Raw genomic sequence first — 24,950 nt, forward strand, 5'->3', positions numbered from 1 at the left:
AGGATGTTCCGGGAGCACGAGCCACCAACTGTCCTTGACGAGGCTGGTTGGCAGGCGCGGTCTGGTTTCAGGTGGTAGCGGGCGTCGTCGTCTCATGCCGCTGTGTTAGCGGCGACGCTTGCAGGCCCTCGCGGCAGTCCTGCGCAGAAGCTCAGGCTTTTCGTGCAGATTTCGTGCAGCAAGCTTCACCGTCGCCCGTCATTGCGAGCACCCGGTCTTGCCTTCGGCAAGCCCGAGTACAGGCTCAGCGAAGCAATCCAGGGCGGCGGCGCTCGACCTCCCCTGAATTGCTTCGGAGCTGACGCATCTCGCAATGACAGTCGGAGCGACCAGGGTCGGCTCACGACGCGAGCGCTTCCTTGCCTTCGTCGAGCAGCGCCAGATAGTCGCTCTGAGTATTCCCGGCATGGGAGGCGAGCAGCGCCTTCAGCTCCTCGACCTTGCCCGCCTTGGCCAGCGCCAGCATCTCGCGATGCTGGTCGATGGAGCGCTGGTTCAGCATCGCGTCCCGCGAGAGGCGCGAGCGCAAGGCCTGGAGCCGGAAGGTGATCAGCGCATAGGCATCGGCGAGATAGTCATTGCAGCTCATCGCCACCATCAGCTGATGATACTCACCGTCGAGTGTGCGGTAGGCGACGATATCGCCAGCGGCGAAGGCGCTCTCCATCGCCGCGAGCAGGCGCTCCATGCCGGCGATCAAGCGCTCGCGGGCCCGTTTCATCGCCATGTCGATCGCGGCCGTCTCGAGCACCGCGCGCAATTCGGAGATCGCCACCACTTGGTCGGCCGCGAGCTGGCAGACGAAGGAGCCGCGCTGCGGCTGGATATCGACCAGCCCCTCGTTGCGAAGCTGCATCAGGGCCTCGCGCACCGGCGTCTTGCTGACGCCGAGCTCGCTCGCGAGGGTGTTTTCCGACAATGCCTCGCCGAACTCGATGCGCCCATCGATGATGCGCTGACGCAGCTCGTCGAGCGTGAGTTCCTTGAGGGATTTGGGACGAACCAGAACCATATGCGCCGCTTCTACTACCTCCGCGCAGGCTCGGAGGGCTTTGCCTGAGGTCTCATATCTGATATTCCAGTGGCGAACTCGTCGCAAGAGAAGAACAGACGGGTCTGGAGGGGACGCGGGCGCGAGCGATATCGCGAACGAGTCTTGAGGCAATGCGATCCACAGAACGGCGCGGATACCGTCCGGCGCCGCCTTTATGCATTGCGGACCGAAGTATATACTTTGAAATAAAGTGTAGATATCTACATTCAACTTACGTCGACATCATGGCGCGCTTGACATTATCATGAAGAAACGCAGACTGAATTCACTGGTATGGTAGATTGGCCCTCGAAAGCCTGACTGCACATGCCTGAATGCCGGCAACGACCGGCGATACCGGGAGGAATTCAACCATGTCATTCGCGAAAGCGATTTCGGTGGCCGGCGCCCTCATGCTCGGCTGCGCCGCTTACACCCCCCTGGCCGCCCAACAGAACCTCACCCTGAAATCGGCCGATGTGCACCCGAAGGGCTATCCAACGGTCGAGGCCGTCGAGCGATTGGGCGCCAAGCTCGAAAAGGCCACCAATGGCCGGCTCAAGGTGCAGGTCTATCCGTCGATGCAGCTCGGCGGCGAGAAGGAGTTCCTGGAGCAGGCCCAGGTCGGCGCGCTCGCCATGGCACGCGTCTCGGTCGGCGTCATGGGGCCGGTCATTCCCGAGCTCAACGTGCTCAACCTGCCCTATCTCTTCCGCGACAGCGCCCATATGCACAAGGTCGTCGACGGCGAGATCGGTGACGAACTGCTCGCCAAGATCACGGCCAATGACAAGACCGGCCTGATCGGCATCGCCTGGATGGATGGCGGCGCCCGCAACATCTACAGCAAGCAGCGCGGCGTGGCGAAGATGGAGGATCTGAAGGGCCAGAAGATCCGCACCATGGGCAACCCGATGTTCGTGCAGATGATGAACGACATGGGCGGCAATGGCGTCGCCATGGGTTATGACCAGCTCATCAACGGCCTGCAGACCGGTGTCGTCGACGGCGCCGAGAACAACGAGCCGAGCTATTCCTCGGGCCAGCACTATAACTACGCCAAATACTACTCGCTGACCGAGCACCTGATGATCCCGGAGATCCTGGTCTTCTCGAAGCGGGTCTGGAACACGCTGTCGCCCGACGATCAGAAGCTGATCATCAAGCTCGGCAAGGAGGCCCAGGCCGAGCAGCGTGGCCTCTGGAAGGAGATGGTGCAGAAGTCGCTCGCCGACATGAAGGCGCACAACGTCACCGTTACCGAGGTCTCGGCCGACGAGAAGAAGCGCTTCCAGACAGCGGTGAAGCCGGTCTGGGACAAGTTCGGCGCCGAGCACAAGCCGATGATCGAGCGCATCTCGAACGTGAAGTGAGTATGCGGCGGCCCTGAGGGCCCATCCCCGGCTCCGCCCATAATAAAAACCAAGGCGGAGCCGGTTCCCTCCTAACGGCGGAACTTCCTAATGATGCAGGCCTATGTCCGTGCCATGGACGTCGTGTCCAGGCTCACGATGATCATTGCCGGGGCTTGCCTCGTCACCATCACCCTCATCATCCCCTACGGCGTCTTCACCCGCTACGTCCTCAATGTCGCCGCCTCCTGGCCCGAGCCGATGGCGGTGCTGCTGATGATCTGGTTCTCCTTCCTGTCGGCGGCGATCTGCTACCGCGAGAACCTGCACATCGCCGTCAACCTCATCCCGGACATGCTGACCGGCCCGGCCCGGACGATCCTGGGCTGGATCGTCGAGCTCTGCATGGCCGCAACCAGCCTGTTCATGCTGGTCTGGGGGCTGAAGCTGGTCCACACGACCTATTTTCAGACGATCGCGGAATTCCCCTGGCTCTCGGTCGGCCTCACCTACCTGCCGATCCCGATCGGTGGCGCCATCACCACGCTCTTCGTGATCGAGCGACTGTGGACCGGGCGCTTGTTCCAGGCGGCCCATGAGCGCGACGACGCGCTCGCCCCGATCAGCTCGGAATAAGCCGCCATGGATCTGCTTATCCTACTCGGCTCCTTCACCGTGCTCTGCCTGGTCGGCGTGCCGGTCGCCTATGCGCTCGGCCTCGCCGCCATCTTCGCAGCGCTCTTCATGGATCTGCCGCTCGAAGCGGTGATGCTGAAGGTCTCGGACGGCACCGACGATTTCGCCCTGCTCGCCATCCCCTTCTTCATCCTCGCCGGCGGCATCATGGCCGAGGGCGGCATGGCCGAGCGGCTGGTCAATCTCGCAAAGATCTTCGTCGGCTGGATCCGCGGCGGCCTGGCGCTGGTCAACATCCTCGCTTCCGCCTTCTTCGGCTGCATCTCCGGCTCCTCGGTGGCGGATACCGCCTCGATCGGCTCGGTGATGATCCCGCAGATGATCCGCAACGGTTATCCGCGCCTGTTCGCGGTCAACGTCACCGTCTCCGGCTCGCTGCAGCCGCTGCTGATCCCGCCCTCGCATAACGCCGTCATCTATTCGCTCGCGGCCGGCGGCTCGGTCTCGATCGCCGATCTCTTCCTCGCCGGCGCGATTCCCGGCTTCCTGCTCGGCCTGTCGCTGATGGCGCTGGTGCTGATCATCGCCAGGAAGAACAACTTTCCCAAGGGCGAGGTCATCCCGCCACGCCAGGCATTCAAGATCGTCATCGAGGCCTTCTGGGGCCTGGTCACCGTCTTCATCATCCTGGGCGGCATCCTCGGCGGTGTCTTCACCCCGACGGAATCCGCGGCCGTCGCGTGCGTGTATTCCTTTCTGGTCACGATGTTCATCTACCGCGACTACAAGTGGTCGGAGCTGCACATCCTGGTCGGACGCGTCGTACGCACGGTCGGCATGGTCATGCTGATGATCGGGTTTTCAGTCGCCTTCGGCTACATGATGGCGCTGATGCAGGTGCCGCAGCGCGCCGCCGAGTTCTTCCTCGCCGTCGCCGACAACAAATACACGCTGCTGCTCGCGATCAACGTGGTCTTGCTGATCCTCGGCACGTTCATGGACCTCGCGCCCATGCTGCTGATCTGCACGCCGATCTTCCTGCCGATCGTCAAGCAGTTCGGCGTCGACCCCGTGCATTTCGGCATCATCATGATCCTCAATCTCGGCATCGGCCTGCTGACGCCGCCGGTCGGCCCGACGCTTGCGGTCGGCTGCGCCATCGGCAAGGTTTCGATGGAAGCCGTCTCGAAGAGCATCATGGTGTTCTACATCCCGATGCTGATCGTGCTGGCGCTCGTCACCTATGTGCCGGCGCTGACCCTCTGGCTTCCGGCCGTGCTGAAATAGCCGCGCCCGCCCATCCACTAGACTGCCTACGGAGTATCGCATGACCAGTTCCGCCGCGCCGACCTTCCCCGACCTCGCCGGAAAGTCGGTCCTGATCACCGGCGCCAGCACCGGCATCGGCGCCGCCGCGGCCGAGGGCTTCGCGCGCTGCGGCGCCAAGGTCGCGGTCCATTACAATGCCAGCAAGGACAAGGCCGAGGCCGTCGCGGCCAAGATCAAGGCGGCCGGCGGCACCGCCATCCTGGTCGGCGGCGACGTCACGCAAGATGGCGTCGCCGCCCGTATCGTCGATGAGGCGGTCGCGGGGCTCGGACGCCTCGACGTGCTCGTCAACAATGCCGGCGGCCTGGTGAAGCGCGTCCCGGTCGCGGATTACGACGACAAGCTGATCGACGACGTCATCGACCTCAACATCCGCCATGTCGTGCATTTCGTCCGCGAAGGCGCCCGCCACATGCTCAAACAGGGCCAGGGCGGCACTATCATCAACGTCACCTCGATCGCCGCGCGCAATGGCGGCGGCGGCGGCTCGGTGCTCTACGCCGCCTCCAAGGGCTTCGTCTCGACCGCGACGCGCGGCTGGGCCAAGGAACTCGCCGGCGCGAAGATCCGCGTCAACGCCGTCTCGCCGGGCGTGATCACGACGCCGTTCCATGAGCGCTATTCGACGCCGGAACAGCTCGCCGCCATGCAGGCGACCGTGCCGATGAACCGGCTCGGCATCGCCGAGGAATGCACCGGCGCCTTCCTCTACCTGGCCTCGGATGCGGCGAGCGGCTACGTCACCGGCCAGATCATCGAGGTCAATGGCGGCCAGTACATGCCGTAAGGCCTTTCTCGAGCGAAGCGGAAGCGGTTCGCATGGAAAAAACGTGTGAATGCGACGATGAGGCCCGGTTCCGAATCCACTGGATCGGAGACACCCATGTCGCTTTCGGGGCGCGTCAGGGGAGCACCATGATCGAGACGATCGTCGCGCCGGCGCCGCGCCTCAAGGCGCCGGCCGGAGCCGTGGACACCAATATCCACATCCTCGACCAGCGCTATCCGCTGGCGCCCACGGCATTGGCGCAGCCGCCCGATGCCGGCATCGGCGAATATCGCGAGGTGATGCGCCGGCTCAACGTCACCCGGGCGGTCGTGGTCCAGCCCACGGCCTACGGGACCGACAACCGCTGCACGCTCGACGCAGTCGCGGCTCTCGGCCCGGACGTCGCGCGTGCGGTCGGCGTCGTCGACGCCTCCGCCAGCCTTGACGAAATGGCACGGCTCAAGGCCGCCGGCATGAGCGGCACCCGCTTCCATCTGCTCGGCGGAGCAGCCGTGCCGCTCGAGCAATTCGACACGATCGCCGCCAAGGCGCACGAGATCGGCTGGCACGTCCAGTTCCAGACCGATGGCCGCCGCCTGCCGGATTACGCCGCGCAGATCCGCTCCTGGCCCGGCACGATCGTGATCGACCATGTCGGCAAATATCTCGAGCCGGTCGCGGTCGACGACCCCGCCTTCCGCTGCCTGCTCGATCTGGTCGAGACCGGCCGGGTCTACGTGAAGCTCTCGGCCCCCTATGAGACCTCGAAGGTCGGCGCGCCGCTTTACGGCGACGTTGGCGCGCTCGCCAAGGCGCTGGTGCGGGCCGCGCCCGAGCGCATGGTCTGGGCGACCAACTGGCCCCATCTCGCGCTCAAGAACAAACCCGACGACGCGCTCCTGCTCGACCTCCTGCTCGACTGGGCCGAGGACGAGGCGGTGCGCCGAAAGATCCTCGTCGATAACGCTGCCGACCTCTACGGCTTCTGAAGGACGCATCCCATGGCACGGCTCGCAGGTTTGACCGCCCTCGTCACCGGCGGGGGGCGCGGCATCGGCGCGGCGACCGCCCGCCGGTTCGCCCAGGAAGGCGCCCGCGTCGCCATCATGGGCAAGGGCGAGCACAGCCTCGCGCAGATGAAGGCGCGCTCGACCGCCGAGGCGCTGACCATCGAGACCATATTGGGCGACGTCACCAACCCGGTCGACGTCAAACGCGCGGTCAGGGATGCCAATCAACGCCTCGGCCGCATCGACATCCTCGTCAACAATGCCGGCGCGAGCCATCCCCGCCCCTTCGAGGAGCGCACCGCCGAGGAGATGCTGCAGACGCTGAACACCAACCTCGTCAGCGTCTATTTCTGCTGCCAGGCCGTCGCGCCCTTGATGCTGGAGCAGGGCGGCGGCCGCATCATCAACGTCACCTCCGTGCGCGGGCTCGACCAATGCGGCCGCGAGGGCGTGATGGATTATTCCGCCGCCAAGGCCGGCGTGGTCAACCTGACCAAGACGCTCGCCAAGCAGCTCGCGCCGACGATCACCGTCAACGCCGTCGCGCCCGGCCACACCAATACCGACATCCTGCGCGCCCTGCCGCAGGAGGTGCGCGACCGCATGCTGGCCGGCACCTATCTCGGCCGCTTCGCCGAGCCGGAGGATATCGCCTCCGCCATCCTGTTCATGGCCTCGCCCGAAGCCTCCTTCATCACCGGCCAGCACCTCGTGGTCGATGGTGGCTTCTCGCTGAAAGCGGGGTGAGGAAGGCAAAGGCTTACGCCCTCCCTCCCCGTCATCCCGGCCGGAGCGCAGCGTAGCGCCGGGATCCATCTTAGGGCACCTGAGCCTTACGATGAATCCCGGAACAGCGCCGCTACGCGGCTTGTCCGGGATGACCGCCTGTGGTTCCGCGAAGCCGCAGGATCAACTCGTACGCGCCACCACCGGCACGTAGCGCTCCAGCTCCGGATCGGGGAACTCGACGGTGCGGCCGAGTTCGGCCGAGCGGTAGAGCCCCATCAGCATCTCGACCACGCCGATGCCGTCGACGAAGGTTTCCGCAGGCGCAACGCCGCGCCGAAAAGCCTCGACCATGTGGCGGTTCTCGTCGGTGTAGCCATAGATGCCGGCCTCGTCCTCGACCACCGGCATCAGCCCCTGCTCGGCATTCTGCTTCTCGACCAGGTCCTCGCCCTCCGAGCCGGTGACGGCACGGGAGAGGAAGACCTTGAGGCCGGTCGAGAGCGAGGAGAACTCCATCGAATATTCCGGCCCGAGCAATTCGAGCTGGATGCGCAGGCCGGCGCCGACATAGGCCCAGGAGGTCGTCGCCTCGATCATCATCTGCTGACCCTGCTCGTCCTCCAGCGTGATGATGCCGCGCGCGAAATCCTCGACCGGCCGGCGCGCGAAATCGAGCCCCATGCGCGACTTCAGGTCGGCGGCATAGCGCGGGCGCGTCCATTTCAGCGTCGCCACGGTCGCGCTGGCGCTGACCAGCTTCAGCGCGCTGCGCGCTGCGCCCGGCGGCGTCAGCATGAAGCGCGCGACCTCGACCGAATGGCACATCATGTCGGAGAGCACGCCGCCGCCCTGGCGCTCGCCCTGCCAGAACCAGGGCTCGTGCGGGCCGGAATGTTCCTCGGCCGCGCGTGCCAGATAGGGCCGCCCGCCCTGCGGCACGGCGCGGCGCCAGATGATGTCCTTGCCGCGCACCACCGCAGTCGAGAACACCTGGTTCTCGAGATAGCCGTGGAGCAGCCCGGCATCCTCGGCGAGCGCCAGCATCTCGCGTGCCTCGGCCAGCGTGCGCGCCAAGGGCTTCTCGCAGGCCACGGCACGCAGTGGCGCGCCAGCCTTGGTGACGCGGTGGATCTCGCGCATGATGTCGAGACGGGTATCGTTCGGCGTCAGCAGCCAGACCGCGTCGACCTCGCCCGACATCAGCATCGCCTCGACGCTGTCGAAGACATGGGCCGGACCGAGCCCGAGCTCGCGCGCCTTCTCGGCGATGCGGGTGCGCTTCTCCAGTGAGCGGCTATAGACGCCGCCAATGCTGAGATTTCGCACGCCGAGCATCGACTGGAGATGGAAGGCGGCGATGAAGCCTGAGCCGATCAAGCCGACACGCAGGACCGGAAGCTCTTTCAACGACATGGACGGGCCCTCCCAGGCGGTCACTCGCAGCAGTCTATGAGATGGCGCGACGCGTCCGGCCGGGCACGGCGGCGAGCAGCGCCTGCGTATAGGGATGCTCCGGCCGCGCCAGGAGCTCGGCCGTCGGCTTGAGCTCGACGATCTCGCCCTGGCGCATCACCGCGATGCGGTCGCAGACCTGGGCGGCGACGTTGAGGTCATGGGTTATGAACAGCATGGCGAGCCTGAGCCGCGCCTTGAGGCTCTCCAGCAGCTCCAGCACCTGCGCCTGCACGGAGACGTCGAGCGCCGAGACCGGCTCGTCGGCGACGAGCACGTCCGGCTCCAGCGCGAGCGCGCGCGCAATGCCGATGCGCTGGCGCTGGCCGCCGGAGAATTCATGCGGATAGCGCTGCGCCGCGCTCGGATCGAGCCCGACCAGCGAGAGCAGCTCCGCCGCCTTGGCATGCGCCTGCGCGCTGGCCACGCCATGAGCGATCGGCCCGTCGGCGATGATCTGGCCGACACGCCGGCGCGGGTTGAGCGAAGCGAACGGGTCCTGGAACACCATCTGCACATGCTTGCGCGCAGCGCGCAGGCTCGAACCCTCGGTCTGCGTGAAATCGAGTTCACCGAGACGCACCGTGCCCGCATCCGGGTCGGTCAGGCGAATGACGAGCCGGCCGATCGTGCTTTTCCCTGAGCCGGATTCACCGACGAGGCCGAGCGTCTCGCCGCGGCGAATGTCGAAGCTCACGCCCTTGGCCGCCGCAACCTCGCGACGCGAAGCCAGCGAGCCCGTGCCGCGATAGGTCTTGGTCAAGCCCACGACCGAGCAGGCGATCGGCTCGCCCTCGACCGAAGGACGCACCGGCGGGTTGAGATCGGGCACCGCCGCGAGCAGCCGTTGCGTGTAGGGATGCTGCGGCCGCTCCAGCACATCCGCGACCGTCCCTTCCTCGACCACCTTGCCCTTCTCCATCACCGCGACCCGGTCGGCGATATCGGAGACGACGCCAAAGTCATGGGTGATGAACATCACCGCCATGCCGCGGCGCTGCTGGATGTCGCGGATCAGCTTGATGATCTGCGCCTGGGTGGTGACGTCGAGCGCGGTGGTCGGCTCGTCGGCGACGAGAATCGCCGGCTCCAGCGCGAGCGCCATCGCGATCATCGCACGCTGGCGCTGGCCGCCGGAAAGCTGGTGCGGATAGCTTCTGACGATCCGCTCGGGATCGGGCAGGCCGACCTCGCGCGCCAGTTCGATCACCCGCTGGCGCCGTTCGGCCGGCGTGAGCCGGTCATGCGCCTCGAAAGTCTCGGCGATCTGCTCGCCGATGCGGATCACCGGGTTCAGCGCCGTCATCGGCTCCTGGAAGATCATGCCGATGCGCTGGCCGCGCAGTTCGCGCCATTCGCCCGGCGGCAGCGTCAGCAGGTCGCGCCCCTCGAACATGATGCGCCCGCCGACCGGGCGCACCGCCTTGGGCAGCAGGCCCATCAGCGCCGAGGCGCTCATCGACTTGCCCGAGCCGGATTCGCCGACGATGCAGAGGATCTGGCCAGGATGCAGGGCGAGCGAGACGTCCTCGATCGCGTAAGGCCGGTCCGCACCCGGCGGCAGCGCCAGCGTCAGCGCCTCGATCGACAGGATCGGTTCCGCCCCGCTCATTCAGCGCCTCTCTTGGCCATGCCCTGCCCCATCCTCATGCCGCTAGCGCGATTCCGTCCTTGCGATGGTCGGAGGCGCCGTACATCACGCCCCTAGTGTGATCGACATAGACGATCTGGCAGCCGCCGAGCGGCTCGTCGGCCCAGGTGATGCGATGGCCGCGGGCCGCGAGATCCTCGGCGACGGCAGGCGCGATCGTCGTCTCCAGCTTGAGCTCGCCGTCGAAAGCGAAGCTGCGCGGCTCATTCGACGCCTGCTGGATGTCGAGGCCGCGGTCGAGCAGCCCGGTCAGGATCTGCATATGGCCGGTCGACTGGTACTGCCCGCCCATCACGCCGAGCGCCATGGCGGGCTTGCCGTTCTTGGCGAGCAGGCCGGGAATGATCGTGTGGAACGGCCGCTTGCGCGGCGCGATCGCGTTGGGATGGCCCTCGATCAACCGGAAGCCGGCGCCACGGTTCTGCAGCAGCACGCCGGAGCGCGGCGCATAGATGCCGCTGCCAAAGGCGGCGAAGATCGAGTTGATGAAGGAGACGACATTGCCGTCGCGGTCGGCGACCGCGACATAGACCGTGTCGCGATGCACCGGCATGTCGAAGGCCTCCGGCGCCGAGGCGCGCTTGCGGTCGATGCCGCTGCGCATCGCCGCGATCGAGGCATCCGAGAGCAGGGTCTCGACATCGAGCGGCTTGAAGGCGGGATCCGCGACGAGCGCGTCGCGCTGACGATAGGCTGCCTTGGTCGCCTCGGCGAGGAGATGGATGCGATCGGCCTCGCTGAGGCCTGTATCGCTCATGTCGAAGCCTTCGAGCAGCCGCGCAATCAGCAGCGCCGCGACGCCCTGCCCGTTCGGCGGGCATTCCCAGAGCCGGTGGCCGCGATAATCGGCGCCGATCGGCTCGACATAATCGGCCGAGGCCGAAGCCAGATCGTCGAGCTCCATCAGACCGCCGAGCCCCTTGAGCGCGGCGACGATCTCGACGGCGACTTCGCCGTCATAAAAGGCCGCGCGACCCTCGCGCGCGATCCGGCGCAGCGTGCGGGCAAGCGCCGGGTGATTCAGCCTGTCGCCGGTCGCGGGCGCCTTGCCGCCGGGAAGGTAGGCGGCGATGCCCGTCCTGTGCGTCTCGATACGGCCGGCATAGCGCGCCCAGTCGAGCCCGGCCCGTGGCGTCACCACGAACCCATCCTCGGCAGCGCGGATCGCCGGCGCCAGGATTTCGTCGAGGCTCTTCGTGCCGTGATCGGCTGCAAGCTTGCACCAGGCATCGACAGCGCCGGGCACGGTGACCGCATGCGGGGACTCTTCGGCAATGGAGGTCAGGCCCTGCGCCAGGAACCACCCGAGCTCGGCCTTGGCCGGAGCGCGGCCCGATCCGTTGATCGCCACCGGCTTGCCATTGGCAGGCGCATAGATCGCGAAGCAGTCGCCGCCAATCCCTGTCATGTGCGGATCAATGACGCCTTGCAGCGCCACGGCCGCGATCGCCGCATCGACCGCGTTGCCCCCGGCGCGCAGCATCTCGACGGCTGCCAGGGTCGCCTGCGGATGCGAGGTCGCGGCCATGCCGCGATCGCCCACCGCGAGCGAGCGGCCCGGCGCCATGAAATCACGGTCGCCCCAGTTCATGCACGTCTCCGGATATCGGCCGTCGGCCCGTCGAGTTCCGACGCTGCCGCTTCATCGCAAATGATCCGCACGCGCTGATGCAGCCGCAAGGCGGAGGCCGGGCAATCGGTCGAGAGCGGCCCTTCGATCGCAGCCGCGATGGCCCCGGCCTTTTCCACACCGGTGGCCAGCAGCAGGATGTCCCGCGCCTGCAGGATGGTGCCGACCCCCATGGTCAGCGCCTGCTCGGGCACCGCACCATCCGGAAAGGCCACAGCATTGGCCCGACGCGTCGCCTCGCTCAGCTCGACCACGCGGGTGCGCGAGGCGAAATCTGAACCCGGCTCGTTGAAGCCGATATGGCCGTTGCTGCCGATACCGAGCAGTTGCAGATCGATGCCGCCGGCCTGCGCGATCGCCATTTCGTAGCGCGATGCTTCCGCAGCGAGGTCCGGGGCCAGCCCGTCCGGGATATGCGCATGGTCCGGGGCGAAATCGGTGAGGGCGAACAGGTGCTGGCGCATATAGGCGTGGAAACTCGCAGGCAGATGCGGCGCGACCCCGACATATTCATCGAGATTGAAGCCCGTCACGCCGTGGAAGGAGAGTTTGCGCGCCTGCACAGCGGCGACCAGATGCGCATAGACAGGCACCATCGTGCCGCCCGTCGCCAGGCCCAGCACTTTGGCAGCCCCGGACGCGACGCGCGACGCGACGATCTCGGCCGCACGCGCGGCGGCCGTCGCGGCGTCGCGCGTGATCTCCAGCTGCGGGCGGTGCTCGCTCATGCCGCCACATCCGCAGAAAAGCTCGGCAAGGCGAGCAGGCTCGCGCCGGTCCCGACGCCGAACAGGGCGCGATGGATGAGGTCGATCGCGCTGCCGATCGCGCCGATCAGCGTCGCCCGGCTGCCGAGCGCGCTGACCTCGATCCGCGCCGGCTGCGGCATGCAATAACGAAGATGGACGGCGATGCGCTCAGTCAGCTCCGGCCGCACGCCGATGCTGCCGCCCATCACCACGATCTCGGGATCGATGATGCTGTGAACGGCCAGAACCGCCGTCGCAATGACGCGGGCGACCTCGTCGACCGTGATCCGCGCCGCTTCGTCCGCGTCGAGCCTGTCGAAAATCTCGCGAACCGTGCGCTTGTCGCTGCCGCCGAGGGCGGCATAGCGCTCGGCGATGGCGGCGCTGCCGATCGCGGTTTCCAGCGTGCCCAGCCGCAGGCCGCGGGCGTCGTACGGGTCGCCGCCGAGCGGCAGATAGGCGATCTCGCCGGCCGCGCCGCGCGCGCCACGCACCATCCTGCCATCGGCGAAGATGCCCATGCCGATGCCGGTGCCGAGCGCGATGAAGGCGAAGGTGTTGGCGCCCTTGCTGCCGCCGCGCCAATGCTCGCCGATCGCGGCGAGGTTGACGTCGTTCTCGATCGCGATCTGGACGCCGAGCCGCGCTCGTAGCGCCGCCGGCACGTCGAGCGAGTCGAGCCCGGGGATGTTCGGGGCGATGACGATGCCGCCGCTGACCGGGTCGATGATGCCCGGGCTGCCCATCACGCCGCCGCGCAAGCGCTCCGGCGCGATGCCTGCCTGCGCAACCAGCACATCCGCCAGCCGCCCGATCTGCTCGACCACGGCACGGCCGCCGGCCTGCGTCGTCGGCTCGACGATCTCGGCAGCGATCTGGCCATGCAGGTCGGCGAGCGCCAGGTGCAGCTTGGTGCCGCCGAGATCGATGCCGAGCACGAAGGCGGCGTCCGGCCGGATCGCGTAGGTCACGGCACTTCGACCGACGGCGCCCTGGACCTGCCCCTCCTCGCGCACCCAGCCGTCGCGCTCCAGCTCGCGCATGACCTCTGAGATCGTCTGCTTGGAGAGGCCGGTGCCGCGCGCGATCTCGGCCCGCGAGATCGGCCCCTCGCGCAGCACGCGCTCGATCACCAGCCGGGTCGAGGCCTGCCTGGCGATGGTCGATGAGGCGATATCCGAAGCCATGGGCAACCCACTGCAATTAGTCTGATATCAGAACTAATAGGCAGCCGACCGCGGCGTCAAGCGAGCTTTATTGCGTATCGAGCGGGCCCGCCCGGGTCGCGATTGGTTCCGGCGATTCTAATTTGTTCGGCAGATTTACAAATCTTGCCAAGCGTGCTTGCTTAGGCATAACCGGCAAAGCCGAGAGACGGAGGGGATCCGCATGAAACAGGTTCGCAGGGCGTTTCTGGCCATCTCGATGATGGCCCTCACCATCGGCGCCGCGCACGCCGCGACGCTGCGCGTCGGCATCCAGGACGATCCGGACGCGCTCGATCCGGCCCTGAGCGGCACCTATACCGGCCGCTTCGTCTTCGCCGCGCTCTGCGACAAGCTGGTCGACATCTCGCCGGACCTGAAGATCGTGCCGCAACTCGCCGAGAGCTGGGAATGGGCGCCGGACGGCAAGGCAATCACCTTCACGCTGCGCAAGAACGTCAAGTTCCACGACGGCACCGCGTTCGACGGCGAGGCGGTGAAGTTCAATATCGAGCGCATGAAGACCATGCCGGACTCCAAGCGCAAGGCGGAGCTGGCGCCGGTTTCGGGTGTCGAGGTGATTTCGGCCGACAAGGTCAAGTTCACCCTGTCCGAGCCATTCGTGCCGCTGCTCGCCAACCTGAGCGACCGCGCCGGCATGATGGTCTCGCCCACGGCGGCCAAGGCCAAGGGCGCCGATTTCCCGACCTCGCCGGTCTGCGCCGGCCCGTTCCAGTTCGTCGAGCGCAAGTCGCGCGACCTGATCCGGGTGAAGAAGTTCGCGGACTACTGGGATGCCGGCACGATCGGCTATGACGAGATCGTCTACAACTACGTGGCCGACTCGACCGTGCGCCTGTCGCGCGTCCGCGCCGGCGATCTCGACCTCGCCGAACGCATCGCGCCGACCGACCTGAAGACCGTGCGTGAGGACGCCAATCTCGCCCTTCATGCCGGCCAGGGCCTGGCCGTCTCGCACCTGATGTTCAATGTCGGCGCCGGCGACAAGGCGAATGGCCCGCTCGGCAAGAACGAGAAGCTGCGCCAGGCCTTCGAGCTCGCGATCGACCGCAACGTCATCAACCGCGTCGCCTTCAACGGCGAGTTCCTCGCGGACAACCAGATGATCCCGCCCTCGAGCCCGTTCTACAGCAAGGCGCACAAGGCACCGGCCCGCGACGTCGCCAAGGCCAAGGCGCTGATCGCCGCCGCCGGCATGACCCGCGTGCCGGTCGAGCTGACCTATGAGAACGCACTGGCCGATGGCCGCGTCGCCCAGATCGTCCAGTCCATGGCGGGCGAGGCCGGCTTCGACGTCAAGCTGCTGCCGCTGGAGACGACCTCGGCGATCGAGCGTTATCTCAACGGCAATTTCGAGATGTATATCGGCAACTGGAGCGGTCGCCCCGATCCGGATCCGACGCTGTTCTCCTTCTTCGGCTGCACCGGCTCGCAGAACGTCAACAAGTACTGCAACAAGGATCTCGACGCCGTGCTGACCCAGGCGCGCGGCGAGGCCGACGAGGGCAAGCGCAAGGCGCTCTACGAAAAGGCGACGGACATCTACCTCACCGCCCTCTCCTCGATCCCGATCTACCACCCGAACTGGTTCTTCGCGGCCCGCAAGAATGTCGGTGGCATCGTGATGTATCCGGACGGCCTGCTGCGCCTGACCGGCGTCAAGCCGACGAACTGACCAGACGTTGAAACCAAACCGTCCGGGGCGCTCCGGCGCCCCGGATCAAGAACAAGAACGGAGCATAGAGGCGCGATGACGGCCCTGCTTCTGCGCCGCCTCGGTGTCGCGCTGCCGACGCTGCTGCTGGTCTCAATGATGGTCTTCGGCCTGCAGAAGCTGCTGCCCGGAGATCCCGCCCTGGCACTGGCCGGCGAAGAACGCAGCCCGGAAGTCATCGAATACCTGCGCGAGAAATACCGCTTCAACGATCCGGTGCCGGTGCAATACGCCGCCTGGCTCGGCGGGCTGCTCCAGGGCGATTTCGGCACCTCCGTGCGCACCCGCCTACCCATCGGCACGATGCTGGCCGAGAAGCTGCCGGTCACGATCGAGCTCGCCTTCCTCTCCATGCTGGTCGCCCTCGTCCTCGGCTTGCCGATCGGCATCATCGCTGCGCTGAAGCGCGGCTCGGCGCTCGATTATGGCGCGAGCCTGTTCGGCCTCGCCGGCCTGTCGATCCCCAATTTCTGGCTCGGCATCATGCTGATCCTGTTATTCTCCGTGAATCTCGGCTGGCTGCCGGCCGGCGGCTATGTTCCGCCGAGCGAGAGCCTCTGGGGCAATCTCAAGTCGATGCTGATGCCGGCCTTCGTGCTCGGCACCGGCACGGCCGCGATCATCATGCGCCACACCCGCAGCGCCATGATCCAGGCGATGAAGCAGGACTATGTCCGCACCGCCCGGGCCAAGGGCGTCAAGGAGCGCAAGCTCGTCCTGCGCCACGCCCTGCCCAACGCGCTGATCCCTGTCGTCACGCTCGGCACCTTGCAGTTCGGCGAATTGCTCGCCGGCGCGGTTCTCACAGAGCAGGTCTTCTCCATCCCCGGCTTCGGCAAGATGATCGTCGACGGCGTCTTCGGCCGCGATTACGCGGTGGTCCAGGCCGTCGTGCTCTGCACGGCCGCGGTCTTCCTGCTGATGAGCTTCCTGGCCGATCTCGCCTATGTCCTGCTCAACCCGAGGCTCAGGACGTGACCCTGCCAGCGACCGCCCCCTCGGCAACGCCGGCGCGCGCTTCGTCGCGCTCGGGCCTCGGCCGCCTTCTGCACGAGCCTTCCGCGATCATCGGCGCCGCGATCGTGCTGTTCTTCACCGCCATCGCCATCTTCGCGCCGTTCATCGCGCCCTATGAGCCGAACACGCCGGACTGGATGGCGATCCGCTCCGCCCCCGACGCGGCCCATTGGTTCGGCACCGATGATCTCGGCCGCGACGTGCTCTCGCGCGTCATCTTCGGCGCCCGCGCCTCGCTCGCCGCCGGCGTCGTCTCGGTCGCGGTCGCGGTTCTGATCGGCGTGCCCTTCGGCATGCTCGCCGGCTATTTCGGCAAGTTCACCGACATGGTGATCTCGCGCTTCGCCGACGCGCTGCTCGCCTGCCCCTTCCTCGTGCTCGCCATCGCGCTCGCCGCCTTCCTCGGCCCGAGCCTGGAGAATGCGATGATCGCGATCGGCATCTCCGCCATGCCGATCTTCGTGCGCGTCGCCCGCGCCCAGACGCTGGTCGTCTGCACCGAGGACTACATCGCCGCCGCCCGCTCGCAGGGCATCGGCCATGTCGCGATCCTGACCGGCCAGATCCTGCCGAATATCCTGCCGCCGATCGTGGTGCAGGCGACGCTGACCATGGCGATCGCGGTGCTGGCTGAGGCGAGCCTCGCCTTCCTCGGCCTCGGCCAGCTGCCGCCTGCCCCTTCCTGGGGCAGCATGCTCGACGTCGCGCGGCAATTCTTGGGCGAGGCGCCCTGGATGGCGCTCTGGCCCGGGCTCGCGATCATCGCCGTCGTCGTCGGCTTCAACCTGCTCGGCGATGGGCTCAACGACGCGCTCAATCCGCGCGACTAGAGCATTTTCGAGCGAAGTGGACACCGGTCCGCGTGAAGAAAATGCGATAAAACAAAGCTTGGAGCATTTCCGTTCGGCCGCTCGCGGCCGAACGACCCAACTTCGCGCCGATCCCGCTTTACCGCTCGATCCGCGTCGAGAGGATGATCGAGGACATCGTGCGCTCGACGCCTTCGAGCGCGCCGATCCGGTCGATCAGTTGGTCGAGCTCACCGATCGACGGCGCGACTACGACGGCGATCATGTCGAAATGGCCGCTGACCGAATGCAGCGTCCGGACCTCGGGAATACGTCGCAAAGCCCCCTCGACGCCACCGGCGAGCTTCGGCAGCGCGGTGATCAGCACATGCGCCTTCACCTGCCCCTTCTCGTGCTCGTCCGAGAGCCTGGCCGTATAGCCGGTGATGATGCCGCGGCGCTCCAGCCGCTCGATCCGGCTCTGCACTGTCGTCCGCGACAGGCCGAGCTTGCGACCGAGCTCGGCGACGGGCGCGCGCGCATTCTCGGTGAGCAGCACGAGGAGCTGCCGGTCTGTTTGATCAATCGACATAGTGACGAAAGCTTACGGCATTTCGCCGTAAAATCCCATATGAATCGTCGCGCTGGCGGCTTCTAACCGACGACATCCCGGGCGAATCTAAGGCAGATCGAAATCGGGGGACCAGCCATGAAAGATGTCGTCGTCATCGGAGCCGGCAAGATCGGTTCGACCATCGCCGATATGCTCGGCGCCACCGGGGATTACCGCGTCACCGTCGCCGACCGCTCGAACGCGCAGCTCGCCGCCATCGCCACCAGCGCGACCGTCTCGACGCAGACCGTCGACATCACCGACGAGGCCGCGCTCACGCGCCTGCTGAGCGGCCGCTTCGCCGTGCTCAGCGCCGCCCCTTACGATCTGACGACGCGGATCGCCGAGGCCGCTGCCCCGCTCGGCGTGCACTATCTCGACCTGACCGAGGATGTCGCCAGCACCAAGCGCGTCAAGGACCTGGCGAAGACCGCCAAGGCCGCGCTCATCCCGCAATGCGGGCTGGCGCCGGGCTTCATCTCGATCGTCGCCGCCGATCTCGCCCGGGACTTCGACATGCTCGACAGCCTGAAGCTGCGCGTCGGCGCGCTGCCGCAATATCCGTCCAACGCTCTGAACTACAACCTGACCTGGAGCACGGACGGGGTGATCAACGAGTATTGCGAACCCTGCGAGGCCATCGTCAGCGGCGAGCGCGTGCTCGTGCCGGCGCTGGAGGAGCGCGAGGAATTCTCGCTCGACGGCATCACCTACGAGGCCTTCAACACCTCGGGCGGCCTCGGCACGCTCTGCGAGACCCTGGCCGGCAAGGTGCGGACCCTGAACTACCGTACCATCCGCTATCCCGGCCATTGCGCGATCATGAAGGCGCTGCTGCAGGACCTGCGCCTCGCCGACCGCCGCGACGTGCTCAAGGACATTTTCGAGAACGCCCTGCCGAGCACCTTGCAGGATGTCATCGTGATCTTCGTCACCGTGAGCGGCCAGAAGCAGGGCCGGCTGGTGCAGGAAACCTACGCGCACAAGGTCTATAGCCGCGCCGTCGGCGGCGTCACCCGCAGCGCGATCCAGATCACCACGGCCTCCGGCATCTGCGCGGTGCTCGACCTGCTCGCGACCGGCGCGCTGCCGCAGCGCGGCTTCGTCCGGCAGGAGGACATCACGCTCGACACCTTCCTCGCCAACCGCTTCGGCGCCGCCTATGCGCGCGAGGAGGACAGGCAGCGCGAGCGCCACGAGCTTGTCGTGACCAAGGCGGCCTGACCAGGCCGCCAGCACATTCGCTCCCGTCCGGCAAGCATCCGGGCGAATGGAGCGCATGTGCGCAACAGGATTGGCAATGGCCCAAGCGACCGCTCAAAAGAGTCGCAAAAGGGCTCCGGGAAGACGCCCGAGGGAGGGGATCACGGCCTATGGCGCGACGCGTAATGATCGCGGAATTCATGCATGAGACGAACACGTTCAGTGTTCAGCTCACCGACGAAGCCACCTTCCGCCATGCCGGGCTCTATCTCGGCAACGAGGTGCCCACGGCATTCCAGGGCACGCGCACCGCGATGGGCGCGGCCTTCGAGGCCGCCGCGAAATTCGGCTGGAGCCTCGTCCATCCGCTGGTGACCCACGCCAATCCCTCGGGCCGCGTCACCGATGCCGCCTTCGAGCTCTTCGCCGGCCATATCCTCGCCGCCTGTGAGAACCTCGATGGCGTCCTGCTTCATCTCCACGGCGCCATGGCGACCGAAAGCTCGGATGACGGCGAGGGCGAATTACTGGCACGCATCCGCGGGAAGGTCGGTCCGGACGTTCCCGTCGTCGCCATCCTCGACCTGCATGCGACGCTGACGCAGCTCATGGCCGACAATGCCAATGCGCTGATCTCCTACCGCACCTATCCCCATATCGATCAATACGAGCGGACCTGGCAGGGCGCCGAACTGCTCGAACGCGCCATGAAAGGCGAGATCAGGCCGCGCGTCGCGGTCGCGCGCCGGCCGATCCTCTACGCGCTCGATGGGGGTAGGACGACGTCGCCGCCCTTCAAGGAATTGCTGCGCCGTGGCGACGAGCTGGAGTCCTCCGGCGAGGCGCTCGTCGTCAGCGTCCAGGCCGGTTTCTCCTCGGCCGACGTGCATGATATCGGCCCATCCATCGCGGTGACCGCCAATGATCGCGCCAAGGCGCAGGACGTCGCCGAGACGCTGATGGACTATGCCTGGGAGCAGCGCCGCTTCTCCTCGATCCATTTCACGCCGCTCGCGGGAGCGCTCGCCAAGGCCAAGGCTGGCGAGGGCAAGGCGGAGAAGCCGCTGGTCATATCCGACTATTCGGACAATCCCGGTTCCGGCGCCTATGGCGACGCCACCAACCTGCTCAAGGCCGTGCTCGATGCCGGGCTGAAGAATGTCGGCTTCCACGCCATCCGCGATGCCGAAGCGGCCCTTGCCTGCCAGGCAGCGGGCGTCGGCAACAGCGTCACGCTCAGGCTCGGCGGCAAGGTCGACCCGAGCATGGGCGGCGGGCCGCTCGAGCTCACCGGCCATGTCGTCTCGCTCACGGATGGCAGCTTCATCACCTACGGCCCGATGGGCGGCGGCGCCTGGCGCAATTACGGCTTGAGCGCACTGCTCAGGGTTGATGGCGTCGAGATCGTCATCATCACCCATAACGGCCAGGCGACCGATCTCGCGCAGTTCACCTCGCTCGGCGTCGAGCCGACCCGGAAATCGACGCTGATCGTCAAGTCGATGCAGCATTTCCGCGCCGCTTTCGAGCCGATCGCGCGCGAGGTGGTCGAAGTCGATACCGGCGCGCTTTCGACGCGCAATTTCAAGGAGCGGCCCTATAAGAAGGTGCGCCGCCCGATCTTTCCGCTCGACGACATCTGATCTGGCGACAACGACAAGAACACGGAGGATACCACCATGGTGCAGGCCGATATCGTGCTGCGGAACGGGCCGATCTGGTGCGGACGCGAGGATGGCGTCGTCGAGGCGCTGGCCGTCTGGCAGGGCAAGGTGCTCGCGACCGGAAGCGATGCCGAGATCGCCGGGCTGATCGGCCCGCAGACCAGGGTCATCGACCTGAAGGGCCGGCTGGCGACGCCGGGCCTGAACGATTCCCACCTCCATCTCGTCTCGCTCGGCATGACCATGGACTGGGTCGATGCCCGCCCGGCCGCCGCGCCGACGCTGGAAGACCTGCTCGGCGCGATCGCGACCCGCGCGGCCAAGGTGAAGCCGGGCGACTGGATCCTGGCGCGCGGCTACGACCAGACCAAGCTCGACACCGGCCGCCATCCCTTCCGCGAGGAGCTCGACCGCGCCGCGCCGGAGAATCCGGTCATGCTGGTGCGCACCTGCGGCCATGTCTCGATCTGCAATTCGCAGGCGCTCGCGCTCGCCGGCATCGACGAACGCTCGCCGACGCCGGAGGGCGGCCTGATCGAGCAGCAGAATGGCAGGCTCACCGGAATGCTCGCCGAGAACGCACGCGCCCCCGTTTGGGCCGCGGTTCCCGCGCCGACCGAGGAGGATCTCGTTTCCGGCATCGAGCGCGGCGGCAAATACCTGCTCTCGCTCGGCATCACCAGCTGCATGGACGCAGCGGTGGGCCAGCGCGGCGGCTTCGGCGAGATTTCCGCCTATCACCGCGCCAAGCGCGAGGGCCGGCTGCCGGTGCGGACCTGGCTCACCCTGCTCGGCGACGAGGGCCGCTCGATCGTGCCGGAATGCTATGCGGCCGGGCTGATCTCGGGCACCGGCGACGAGATGCTGATGGTCGGCGCGGTCAAGTTCTTCCTCGATGGCTCGGCCGGCGGTCGCACCGCCTGGATGAACGAGCCCTATCTCGGCGACGACAAGACGACCGGCGTGCAGATGCTGGAGAATTCCGAGCTCGAGCGCATCGTCATGGACGCGCATGTGAAGGGCTACCAGCTTGCTTGCCACGCCATCGGCGATGCGGCGATCGAGCAGCTCATCACCGCCTATGAGAAGGCGCTCAGAGCCCATCCCGATCCAGACCGGCGCCACCGCGTCGAGCATTGCGGCTTCTCCACGCCGAGGCAGCACGAGCGCATGGTCGCGGCCGGGATCTATCCCTGCCCGCAGCAGGTCTTCATCCATGATTTCGGCGATGCCTATGTGAAGGTGCTCGGACCCGAGCGGGCGCTGTCGAGCTACCCGTTCAAGACCTGGTTCGATCTCGGCCTCAAGCCCGCGACGGGCAGCGACGCGCCGGTCTGCGACCCCAACCCCTTCCCGAATTTCCACACGATGCTCACCCGCCAGACCTGGCGCGGCACCGCGATGGACGAGCGTGAGCGCGTCTCGATCGAGGAGGCGCTGCAGGCCTACACGGAATACGGCGCCTTCTCGCAGAAGCAGGAGCAGGTTAAGGGTCGGCTCGTGCCGGGCTTCCTCGCCGATATCGCCGTGTTCTCGCGCGACCTGCTGACGGCGCAGCCGCAGGATATCCTCAAGGACACGCGCTGCGACCTCACCATCCTCAACGGCGAAATCGTCTATGATCGGGCCGCTTCGGCGGCCTGACCAGGCGATCGCGCCGGAAAAACACAGGTTCCAGGGGCAATAGCAAAAAGCCGGATATGGTTCCAAACGGAACAGAACCGGTGGCATTGATCTGAAACACCGCTATAGAAACTGAAAAAACCGGGAGGATTCGACGTGCTCAAGACCTTGGCTTTGACGACCGCGCTCGCGCTGACGACGGCTTTGACCGCGCAGGCGCAGACGCAGACCCCGCGCAGCGGCGGCACCATCCGCTTCACCGCCCCCTATGGCTCGGCCTTCGCCAGTCTCGACATCCACACCGCCAACCGCGCGCAGGACGAGATCTGGGCCAAGGCGATCCATCGCTCGCTCTATAATTGGGACTCGTTCGCCAACAAGCCGGTGCCGGAGCTGGCCAAGGAGGTCATCGCCTCCAAGGACGGCATGACCTACACCTTCAAGCTGCGCGACGACGCCTATTTCCACAACGGCCGCAAGATGACGGCCGATGACATCATCTGGTCCTTCACCCGCATCATGGACGGCTCGAAGGGTTATCCCGGCGCTCGCTATGTCCGTCTCATCAAGGGCGCCGTCGAGGTCGAGAAGGGCCAGGCGAAGGAGATCTCCGGCCTCAAGAAGATCGATGATTTCACCCTCGAGATGACGCTGACCGAGAAGACCGATCCGGGCTTCTCCTTCTATCTCTCGACGACCGCGATCTATCCGGCCAAGGAAGCCCAGCAGCCCGATTATTTCAGCAAGCCGATCGGCCTCGGCCCCTACAAGTTCACCGAGCATGTGCCCGGCTCGCGCATGGTCGTCGACAAGTGGGAGAAGTTCTACAAGCCGGGCAAGCCCTATGCCGACAAGGTCGTGATCTCGCTGATGGGCGAGGCCTCCGCCCGCGACGTTGCCTTCCGCAACAAGGAGATCGACGTCTCCATCCTCGGCCCGACGCAGTACGTCGCCTATCAGGCCGACCCGAACCTGTCGAAGGGCCTGCTCGAGGTCGCCGAGGTCTATACCCGCGTCATGGGCATGAACCCGACCTTCAAGCCCTTCGCCGACAAGCGCGTGCGCCAGGCGATCAACTACGCGATCGATGCCGACCTGATCATCAAGCGCCTCGTCCGCGACAAGGCCTATCGCGCGTCCGGCTGGCTGCCGCTGTCCTCGCCGTCCTTTGACAAGGACAAGAAGCCCTATCCGTATGATCCGGAGAAGGCCAAGAAGCTGCTGGTCGAGGCCGGCTATCCCGACGGGTTCGAGTTCGAATGGACCGCGACCTCGAACGAGAGCTGGGGCATCCCGATCGTCGAGGCCATCATCCCGATGCTGGCCAAGGTCGGCGTCAAGGTGAAGATCAAGCCGGTCGAGGGCACGGTGCTCTCCGAGGTCGTGCGCAAGGGCGAATACCAGGCCTATATCTGGTCCAACACCTCCGGCCCCGATCCGCTCGCCTCGATGAAGTGCTTCCATTCGGCGACGCCGCAATCGGCCTGCAACTACACGCTCTACAAGAACCCCGAGGTCGACAAGCTGATCGACGAGGCCGGTGCGACCGACGACGCCGCCAAGCGTGTCGAGCTGCTGAAGCAGGCCAACAACATCGTGCAGGACGACGCGCCGATGTGGTTCTTCAACTACAACAAGGCGGTCATGGCCTATCAGCCTTGGCTCAAGGGCCTGCAGCCCAACGCGACCGAGCTCGCCATCCAGTATTACGAGGATATCTGGGTGGACGCTTCCTCGCCGGCGGCCAAGTAACACCGCCCGCTAAGATCACCCGCCCTCCCCGCTTTGCGCGCGGGAGGGCGGTATCATGAGGCCCGCATGCTCCCCTACATCGCCCGACGCTTGCTCCAGATGGTGCCGATCCTGCTTGCGGTCGCTGCGCTGATCTTCCTGCTGTTCAGCGTCATTCCCGGCACCTTCGCCTCCAGCATGGGCGATGATGGCCGCACCGTCGTCGACGCTCAGGTGATGGAGCGGATGAACCAGGAGCTCGGCCTCAACGATCCGCTGCCGATACGCTTCGGCAAATATGTCGCGCAGCTCGCGACCTTCGATCTCGGCACCTCCTTCCGCTCGCGCCAGCCGGTCTCGCAGGTCATCGCCGATCGGCTCTGGCCGAGCTTCCAGCTCGCCATGGCCGCCATGCTCTTCGCCATGGTGATCGGCGTGCCGCTCGGCTTCGCCGCCGCGATCAAGCCGGGCAGCCTGTTCGATTCGGTCGCCATCATGCTGGCGGTCTCGGGCCTCTCCCTGCCGAAATTCTGGCTCGGCCTGCTGCTGATGTACCTGTTCGCGCTCAAGCTCGGCTGGTTCCCGAGCTTCGGCTATGGCGATGGCAGCCTGCGCTATCTCGTGCTGCCGGCGGTGGCACTCGGCGTCTCGCCGCTCGCGCTGCTGGCGCGGACATCGCGCGCCGCGGTGCTCGAGGTCCTGCATGCCGATTTCATCCGCACCGCCCGCGCCAAGGGCGCCGGAAATATCCGCGTGATGCGCTGGCATGTCGCCCGCAACGCCTTCGTCATCATCCTCACCACGCTCGGCCTGCAATTCGGCTCGATCCTCGGCCAGGCGGTCGTGGTCGAAAAGCTGTTCTCCTGGCCGGGCCTCGGCTCGCTGCTGGTCGACAGCGTGACCTTGCGCGACATCCCGGTCGTGCAGGGCTGCATCCTGACGATCGTTCTGCTCTTCCTCGTCATCAACATCATCGTCGACGTGCTCTGCGCGGCGATCGATCCGCGCATCAAGTACAGCTAGGCAGGCCG

Annotated in this window: 21 protein-coding genes; 14 read left to right on the forward strand and 7 right to left on the reverse strand. The window is 66.3% G+C overall.

Going from position 1 to position 24,950, the window contains the following annotated elements:
- Positions 1–340: 340 nt before the first annotated feature.
- Positions 341–1,012: a GntR family transcriptional regulator gene (locus tag EV560_RS02590; protein ID WP_131853698.1), complete on the reverse strand. Its 672-nt coding sequence runs from the start codon at positions 1,010–1,012 to the stop codon at positions 341–343.
- Positions 1,013–1,407: 395 nt separating this feature from the next.
- Here EV560_RS02590 and EV560_RS02595 point away from each other — a divergent pair, with 395 nt between their 5' ends.
- From EV560_RS02595 to EV560_RS02620, 6 genes are all read left to right on the forward strand, one after another.
- Positions 1,408–2,406: a TRAP transporter substrate-binding protein gene (locus tag EV560_RS02595; RefSeq protein ID WP_131853700.1), complete on the forward strand. Its 999-nt coding sequence runs from the start codon at positions 1,408–1,410 to the stop codon at positions 2,404–2,406.
- A gap of 90 nt (positions 2,407–2,496) precedes the next feature.
- Entirely contained in the window at positions 2,497–3,021 is a 525-nt protein-coding gene (locus EV560_RS02600) for a TRAP transporter small permease (RefSeq protein ID WP_131853702.1), read from the forward strand.
- 6 nt (positions 3,022–3,027) lie between these two features.
- Positions 3,028–4,308 carry a TRAP transporter large permease gene (locus EV560_RS02605; protein WP_131853704.1) on the forward strand — a complete coding sequence of 427 codons (1,281 nt, stop codon included), beginning with the start codon at positions 3,028–3,030 and terminating at the stop codon, positions 4,306–4,308.
- A 40-nt stretch (positions 4,309–4,348) separates the two neighbouring features.
- On the forward strand, positions 4,349–5,137 hold the full coding sequence (locus tag EV560_RS02610; protein ID WP_131853705.1) for an SDR family NAD(P)-dependent oxidoreductase: 789 nt from the start codon (positions 4,349–4,351) through the stop codon (positions 5,135–5,137).
- Between the two features lie 128 nt (positions 5,138–5,265).
- On the forward strand, positions 5,266–6,108 hold the full coding sequence (locus tag EV560_RS02615) for an amidohydrolase family protein (protein ID WP_131853706.1): 843 nt from the start codon (positions 5,266–5,268) through the stop codon (positions 6,106–6,108).
- A 12-nt stretch (positions 6,109–6,120) separates the two neighbouring features.
- A complete protein-coding gene (locus EV560_RS02620; RefSeq protein ID WP_131853708.1) occupies positions 6,121–6,876 on the forward strand; it encodes an SDR family NAD(P)-dependent oxidoreductase in 756 nt (251 codons plus the stop codon).
- A 162-nt stretch (positions 6,877–7,038) separates the two neighbouring features.
- On the opposite strand, the gene EV560_RS02625 is transcribed toward EV560_RS02620, so the two are convergent.
- Genes EV560_RS02625 through EV560_RS02645 form a run of 5 tightly spaced genes read right to left on the reverse strand, consistent with a single transcriptional unit; the run spans position 7,039 to position 13,527 of the window.
- Positions 7,039–8,271, reverse strand: coding sequence for a Gfo/Idh/MocA family protein (locus tag EV560_RS02625; RefSeq protein WP_131853710.1), 1,233 nt, complete (start codon positions 8,269–8,271; stop codon positions 7,039–7,041).
- A gap of 34 nt (positions 8,272–8,305) precedes the next feature.
- Entirely contained in the window at positions 8,306–9,922 is a 1,617-nt protein-coding gene (locus EV560_RS02630; RefSeq protein ID WP_131853712.1) for an ABC transporter ATP-binding protein, read from the reverse strand.
- Between the two features lie 34 nt (positions 9,923–9,956).
- Positions 9,957–11,552 carry a gamma-glutamyltransferase gene (ggt, locus tag EV560_RS02635; protein WP_131853714.1) on the reverse strand — a complete coding sequence of 532 codons (1,596 nt, stop codon included), beginning with the start codon at positions 11,550–11,552 and terminating at the stop codon, positions 9,957–9,959.
- Positions 11,549–12,319, reverse strand: coding sequence for a glucosamine-6-phosphate deaminase (nagB, locus tag EV560_RS02640; protein WP_131853716.1), 771 nt, complete (start codon positions 12,317–12,319; stop codon positions 11,549–11,551). Before nagB ends, ggt begins: the two co-directional genes overlap by 4 nt.
- Positions 12,316–13,527 carry an ROK family transcriptional regulator gene (locus EV560_RS02645; protein WP_131853718.1) on the reverse strand — a complete coding sequence of 404 codons (1,212 nt, stop codon included), beginning with the start codon at positions 13,525–13,527 and terminating at the stop codon, positions 12,316–12,318. Before EV560_RS02645 ends, nagB begins: the two co-directional genes overlap by 4 nt.
- Positions 13,528–13,729: 202 nt before the next feature.
- Here EV560_RS02645 and EV560_RS02650 point away from each other — a divergent pair, with 202 nt between their 5' ends.
- The 3 genes from EV560_RS02650 to EV560_RS02660 all read left to right on the forward strand — a co-directional run bounded on the left by EV560_RS02650 (position 13,730) and on the right by EV560_RS02660 (position 17,127).
- The gene (locus EV560_RS02650; RefSeq protein WP_131853720.1) at positions 13,730–15,241 is read left to right on the forward strand and encodes an ABC transporter substrate-binding protein; all 1,512 of its coding nucleotides are present in this window, start codon (positions 13,730–13,732) and stop codon (positions 15,239–15,241) included.
- Between the two features lie 75 nt (positions 15,242–15,316).
- Positions 15,317–16,258 (forward strand): ABC transporter permease, encoded by a 942-nt coding sequence (locus tag EV560_RS02655; RefSeq protein WP_131853722.1) that lies wholly within the window; start codon positions 15,317–15,319, stop codon positions 16,256–16,258.
- A gap of 2 nt (positions 16,259–16,260) precedes the next feature.
- Positions 16,261–17,127, forward strand: a complete 867-nt coding sequence (locus EV560_RS02660) for an ABC transporter permease (RefSeq protein ID WP_165923331.1) — start codon at positions 16,261–16,263, stop codon at positions 17,125–17,127.
- A gap of 118 nt (positions 17,128–17,245) precedes the next feature.
- Here EV560_RS02660 and EV560_RS02665 read toward each other — a convergent pair whose 3' ends face one another.
- On the reverse strand, positions 17,246–17,677 hold the full coding sequence (locus EV560_RS02665; protein WP_131853726.1) for an Lrp/AsnC family transcriptional regulator: 432 nt from the start codon (positions 17,675–17,677) through the stop codon (positions 17,246–17,248).
- Positions 17,678–17,794: 117 nt separating this feature from the next.
- On the opposite strand from EV560_RS02665, the gene EV560_RS02670 reads away from it, so the two are divergent.
- The 5 genes from EV560_RS02670 to EV560_RS02690 all read left to right on the forward strand — a co-directional run bounded on the left by EV560_RS02670 (position 17,795) and on the right by EV560_RS02690 (position 24,942).
- Complete coding sequence (locus EV560_RS02670) at positions 17,795–18,922, forward strand: saccharopine dehydrogenase family protein (RefSeq protein ID WP_131853728.1); 1,128 nt, start codon at positions 17,795–17,797, stop codon at positions 18,920–18,922.
- 149 nt (positions 18,923–19,071) lie between these two features.
- Positions 19,072–20,544 (forward strand): M81 family metallopeptidase, encoded by a 1,473-nt coding sequence (locus EV560_RS02675; RefSeq protein WP_131853730.1) that lies wholly within the window; start codon positions 19,072–19,074, stop codon positions 20,542–20,544.
- A gap of 36 nt (positions 20,545–20,580) precedes the next feature.
- Entirely contained in the window at positions 20,581–22,209 is a 1,629-nt protein-coding gene (locus EV560_RS02680) for an amidohydrolase (protein ID WP_131853732.1), read from the forward strand.
- Positions 22,210–22,356: 147 nt separating this feature from the next.
- The gene (locus EV560_RS02685) at positions 22,357–23,940 is read left to right on the forward strand and encodes an ABC transporter substrate-binding protein (RefSeq protein WP_465246974.1); all 1,584 of its coding nucleotides are present in this window, start codon (positions 22,357–22,359) and stop codon (positions 23,938–23,940) included.
- A 66-nt stretch (positions 23,941–24,006) separates the two neighbouring features.
- Entirely contained in the window at positions 24,007–24,942 is a 936-nt protein-coding gene (locus EV560_RS02690; RefSeq protein WP_131853736.1) for an ABC transporter permease, read from the forward strand.
- Positions 24,943–24,950 lie beyond the last annotated feature (8 nt).

This window comes from Allobosea sp. BK604 (genome assembly GCF_004341515.1).
Taxonomy (GTDB): domain Bacteria; phylum Pseudomonadota; class Alphaproteobacteria; order Rhizobiales; family Beijerinckiaceae; genus Allobosea.

Excerpts from the sequence above, each read along its gene's own strand:
- EV560_RS02590 (WP_131853698.1), bottom strand. The coding sequence starts at position 1,012 with ATGGTTCTGGTTCGTCCCAAATCCCTCAAGGAACTCACGCTCGACGAG.
- EV560_RS02595 (WP_131853700.1), top strand. The coding sequence starts at position 1,408 with ATGTCATTCGCGAAAGCGATTTCGGTGGCCGGCGCCCTCATGCTCGGC.
- EV560_RS02600 (WP_131853702.1), top strand. The coding sequence starts at position 2,497 with ATGATGCAGGCCTATGTCCGTGCCATGGACGTCGTGTCCAGGCTCACG.
- EV560_RS02605 (WP_131853704.1), top strand. The coding sequence starts at position 3,028 with ATGGATCTGCTTATCCTACTCGGCTCCTTCACCGTGCTCTGCCTGGTC.
- EV560_RS02610 (WP_131853705.1), top strand. The coding sequence starts at position 4,349 with ATGACCAGTTCCGCCGCGCCGACCTTCCCCGACCTCGCCGGAAAGTCG.
- EV560_RS02615 (WP_131853706.1), top strand. The coding sequence starts at position 5,266 with ATGATCGAGACGATCGTCGCGCCGGCGCCGCGCCTCAAGGCGCCGGCC.
- EV560_RS02620 (WP_131853708.1), top strand. The coding sequence starts at position 6,121 with ATGGCACGGCTCGCAGGTTTGACCGCCCTCGTCACCGGCGGGGGGCGC.
- EV560_RS02625 (WP_131853710.1), bottom strand. The coding sequence starts at position 8,271 with ATGTCGTTGAAAGAGCTTCCGGTCCTGCGTGTCGGCTTGATCGGCTCA.
- EV560_RS02630 (WP_131853712.1), bottom strand. The coding sequence starts at position 9,922 with ATGAGCGGGGCGGAACCGATCCTGTCGATCGAGGCGCTGACGCTGGCG.
- ggt (WP_131853714.1), bottom strand. The coding sequence starts at position 11,552 with ATGAACTGGGGCGACCGTGATTTCATGGCGCCGGGCCGCTCGCTCGCG.
- nagB (WP_131853716.1), bottom strand. The coding sequence starts at position 12,319 with ATGAGCGAGCACCGCCCGCAGCTGGAGATCACGCGCGACGCCGCGACG.
- EV560_RS02645 (WP_131853718.1), bottom strand. The coding sequence starts at position 13,527 with ATGGCTTCGGATATCGCCTCATCGACCATCGCCAGGCAGGCCTCGACC.
- EV560_RS02650 (WP_131853720.1), top strand. The coding sequence starts at position 13,730 with ATGAAACAGGTTCGCAGGGCGTTTCTGGCCATCTCGATGATGGCCCTC.
- EV560_RS02655 (WP_131853722.1), top strand. The coding sequence starts at position 15,317 with ATGACGGCCCTGCTTCTGCGCCGCCTCGGTGTCGCGCTGCCGACGCTG.
- EV560_RS02665 (WP_131853726.1), bottom strand. The coding sequence starts at position 17,677 with ATGTCGATTGATCAAACAGACCGGCAGCTCCTCGTGCTGCTCACCGAG.
- EV560_RS02670 (WP_131853728.1), top strand. The coding sequence starts at position 17,795 with ATGAAAGATGTCGTCGTCATCGGAGCCGGCAAGATCGGTTCGACCATC.
- EV560_RS02675 (WP_131853730.1), top strand. The coding sequence starts at position 19,072 with ATGGCGCGACGCGTAATGATCGCGGAATTCATGCATGAGACGAACACG.
- EV560_RS02680 (WP_131853732.1), top strand. The coding sequence starts at position 20,581 with ATGGTGCAGGCCGATATCGTGCTGCGGAACGGGCCGATCTGGTGCGGA.
- EV560_RS02690 (WP_131853736.1), top strand. The coding sequence starts at position 24,007 with ATGCTCCCCTACATCGCCCGACGCTTGCTCCAGATGGTGCCGATCCTG.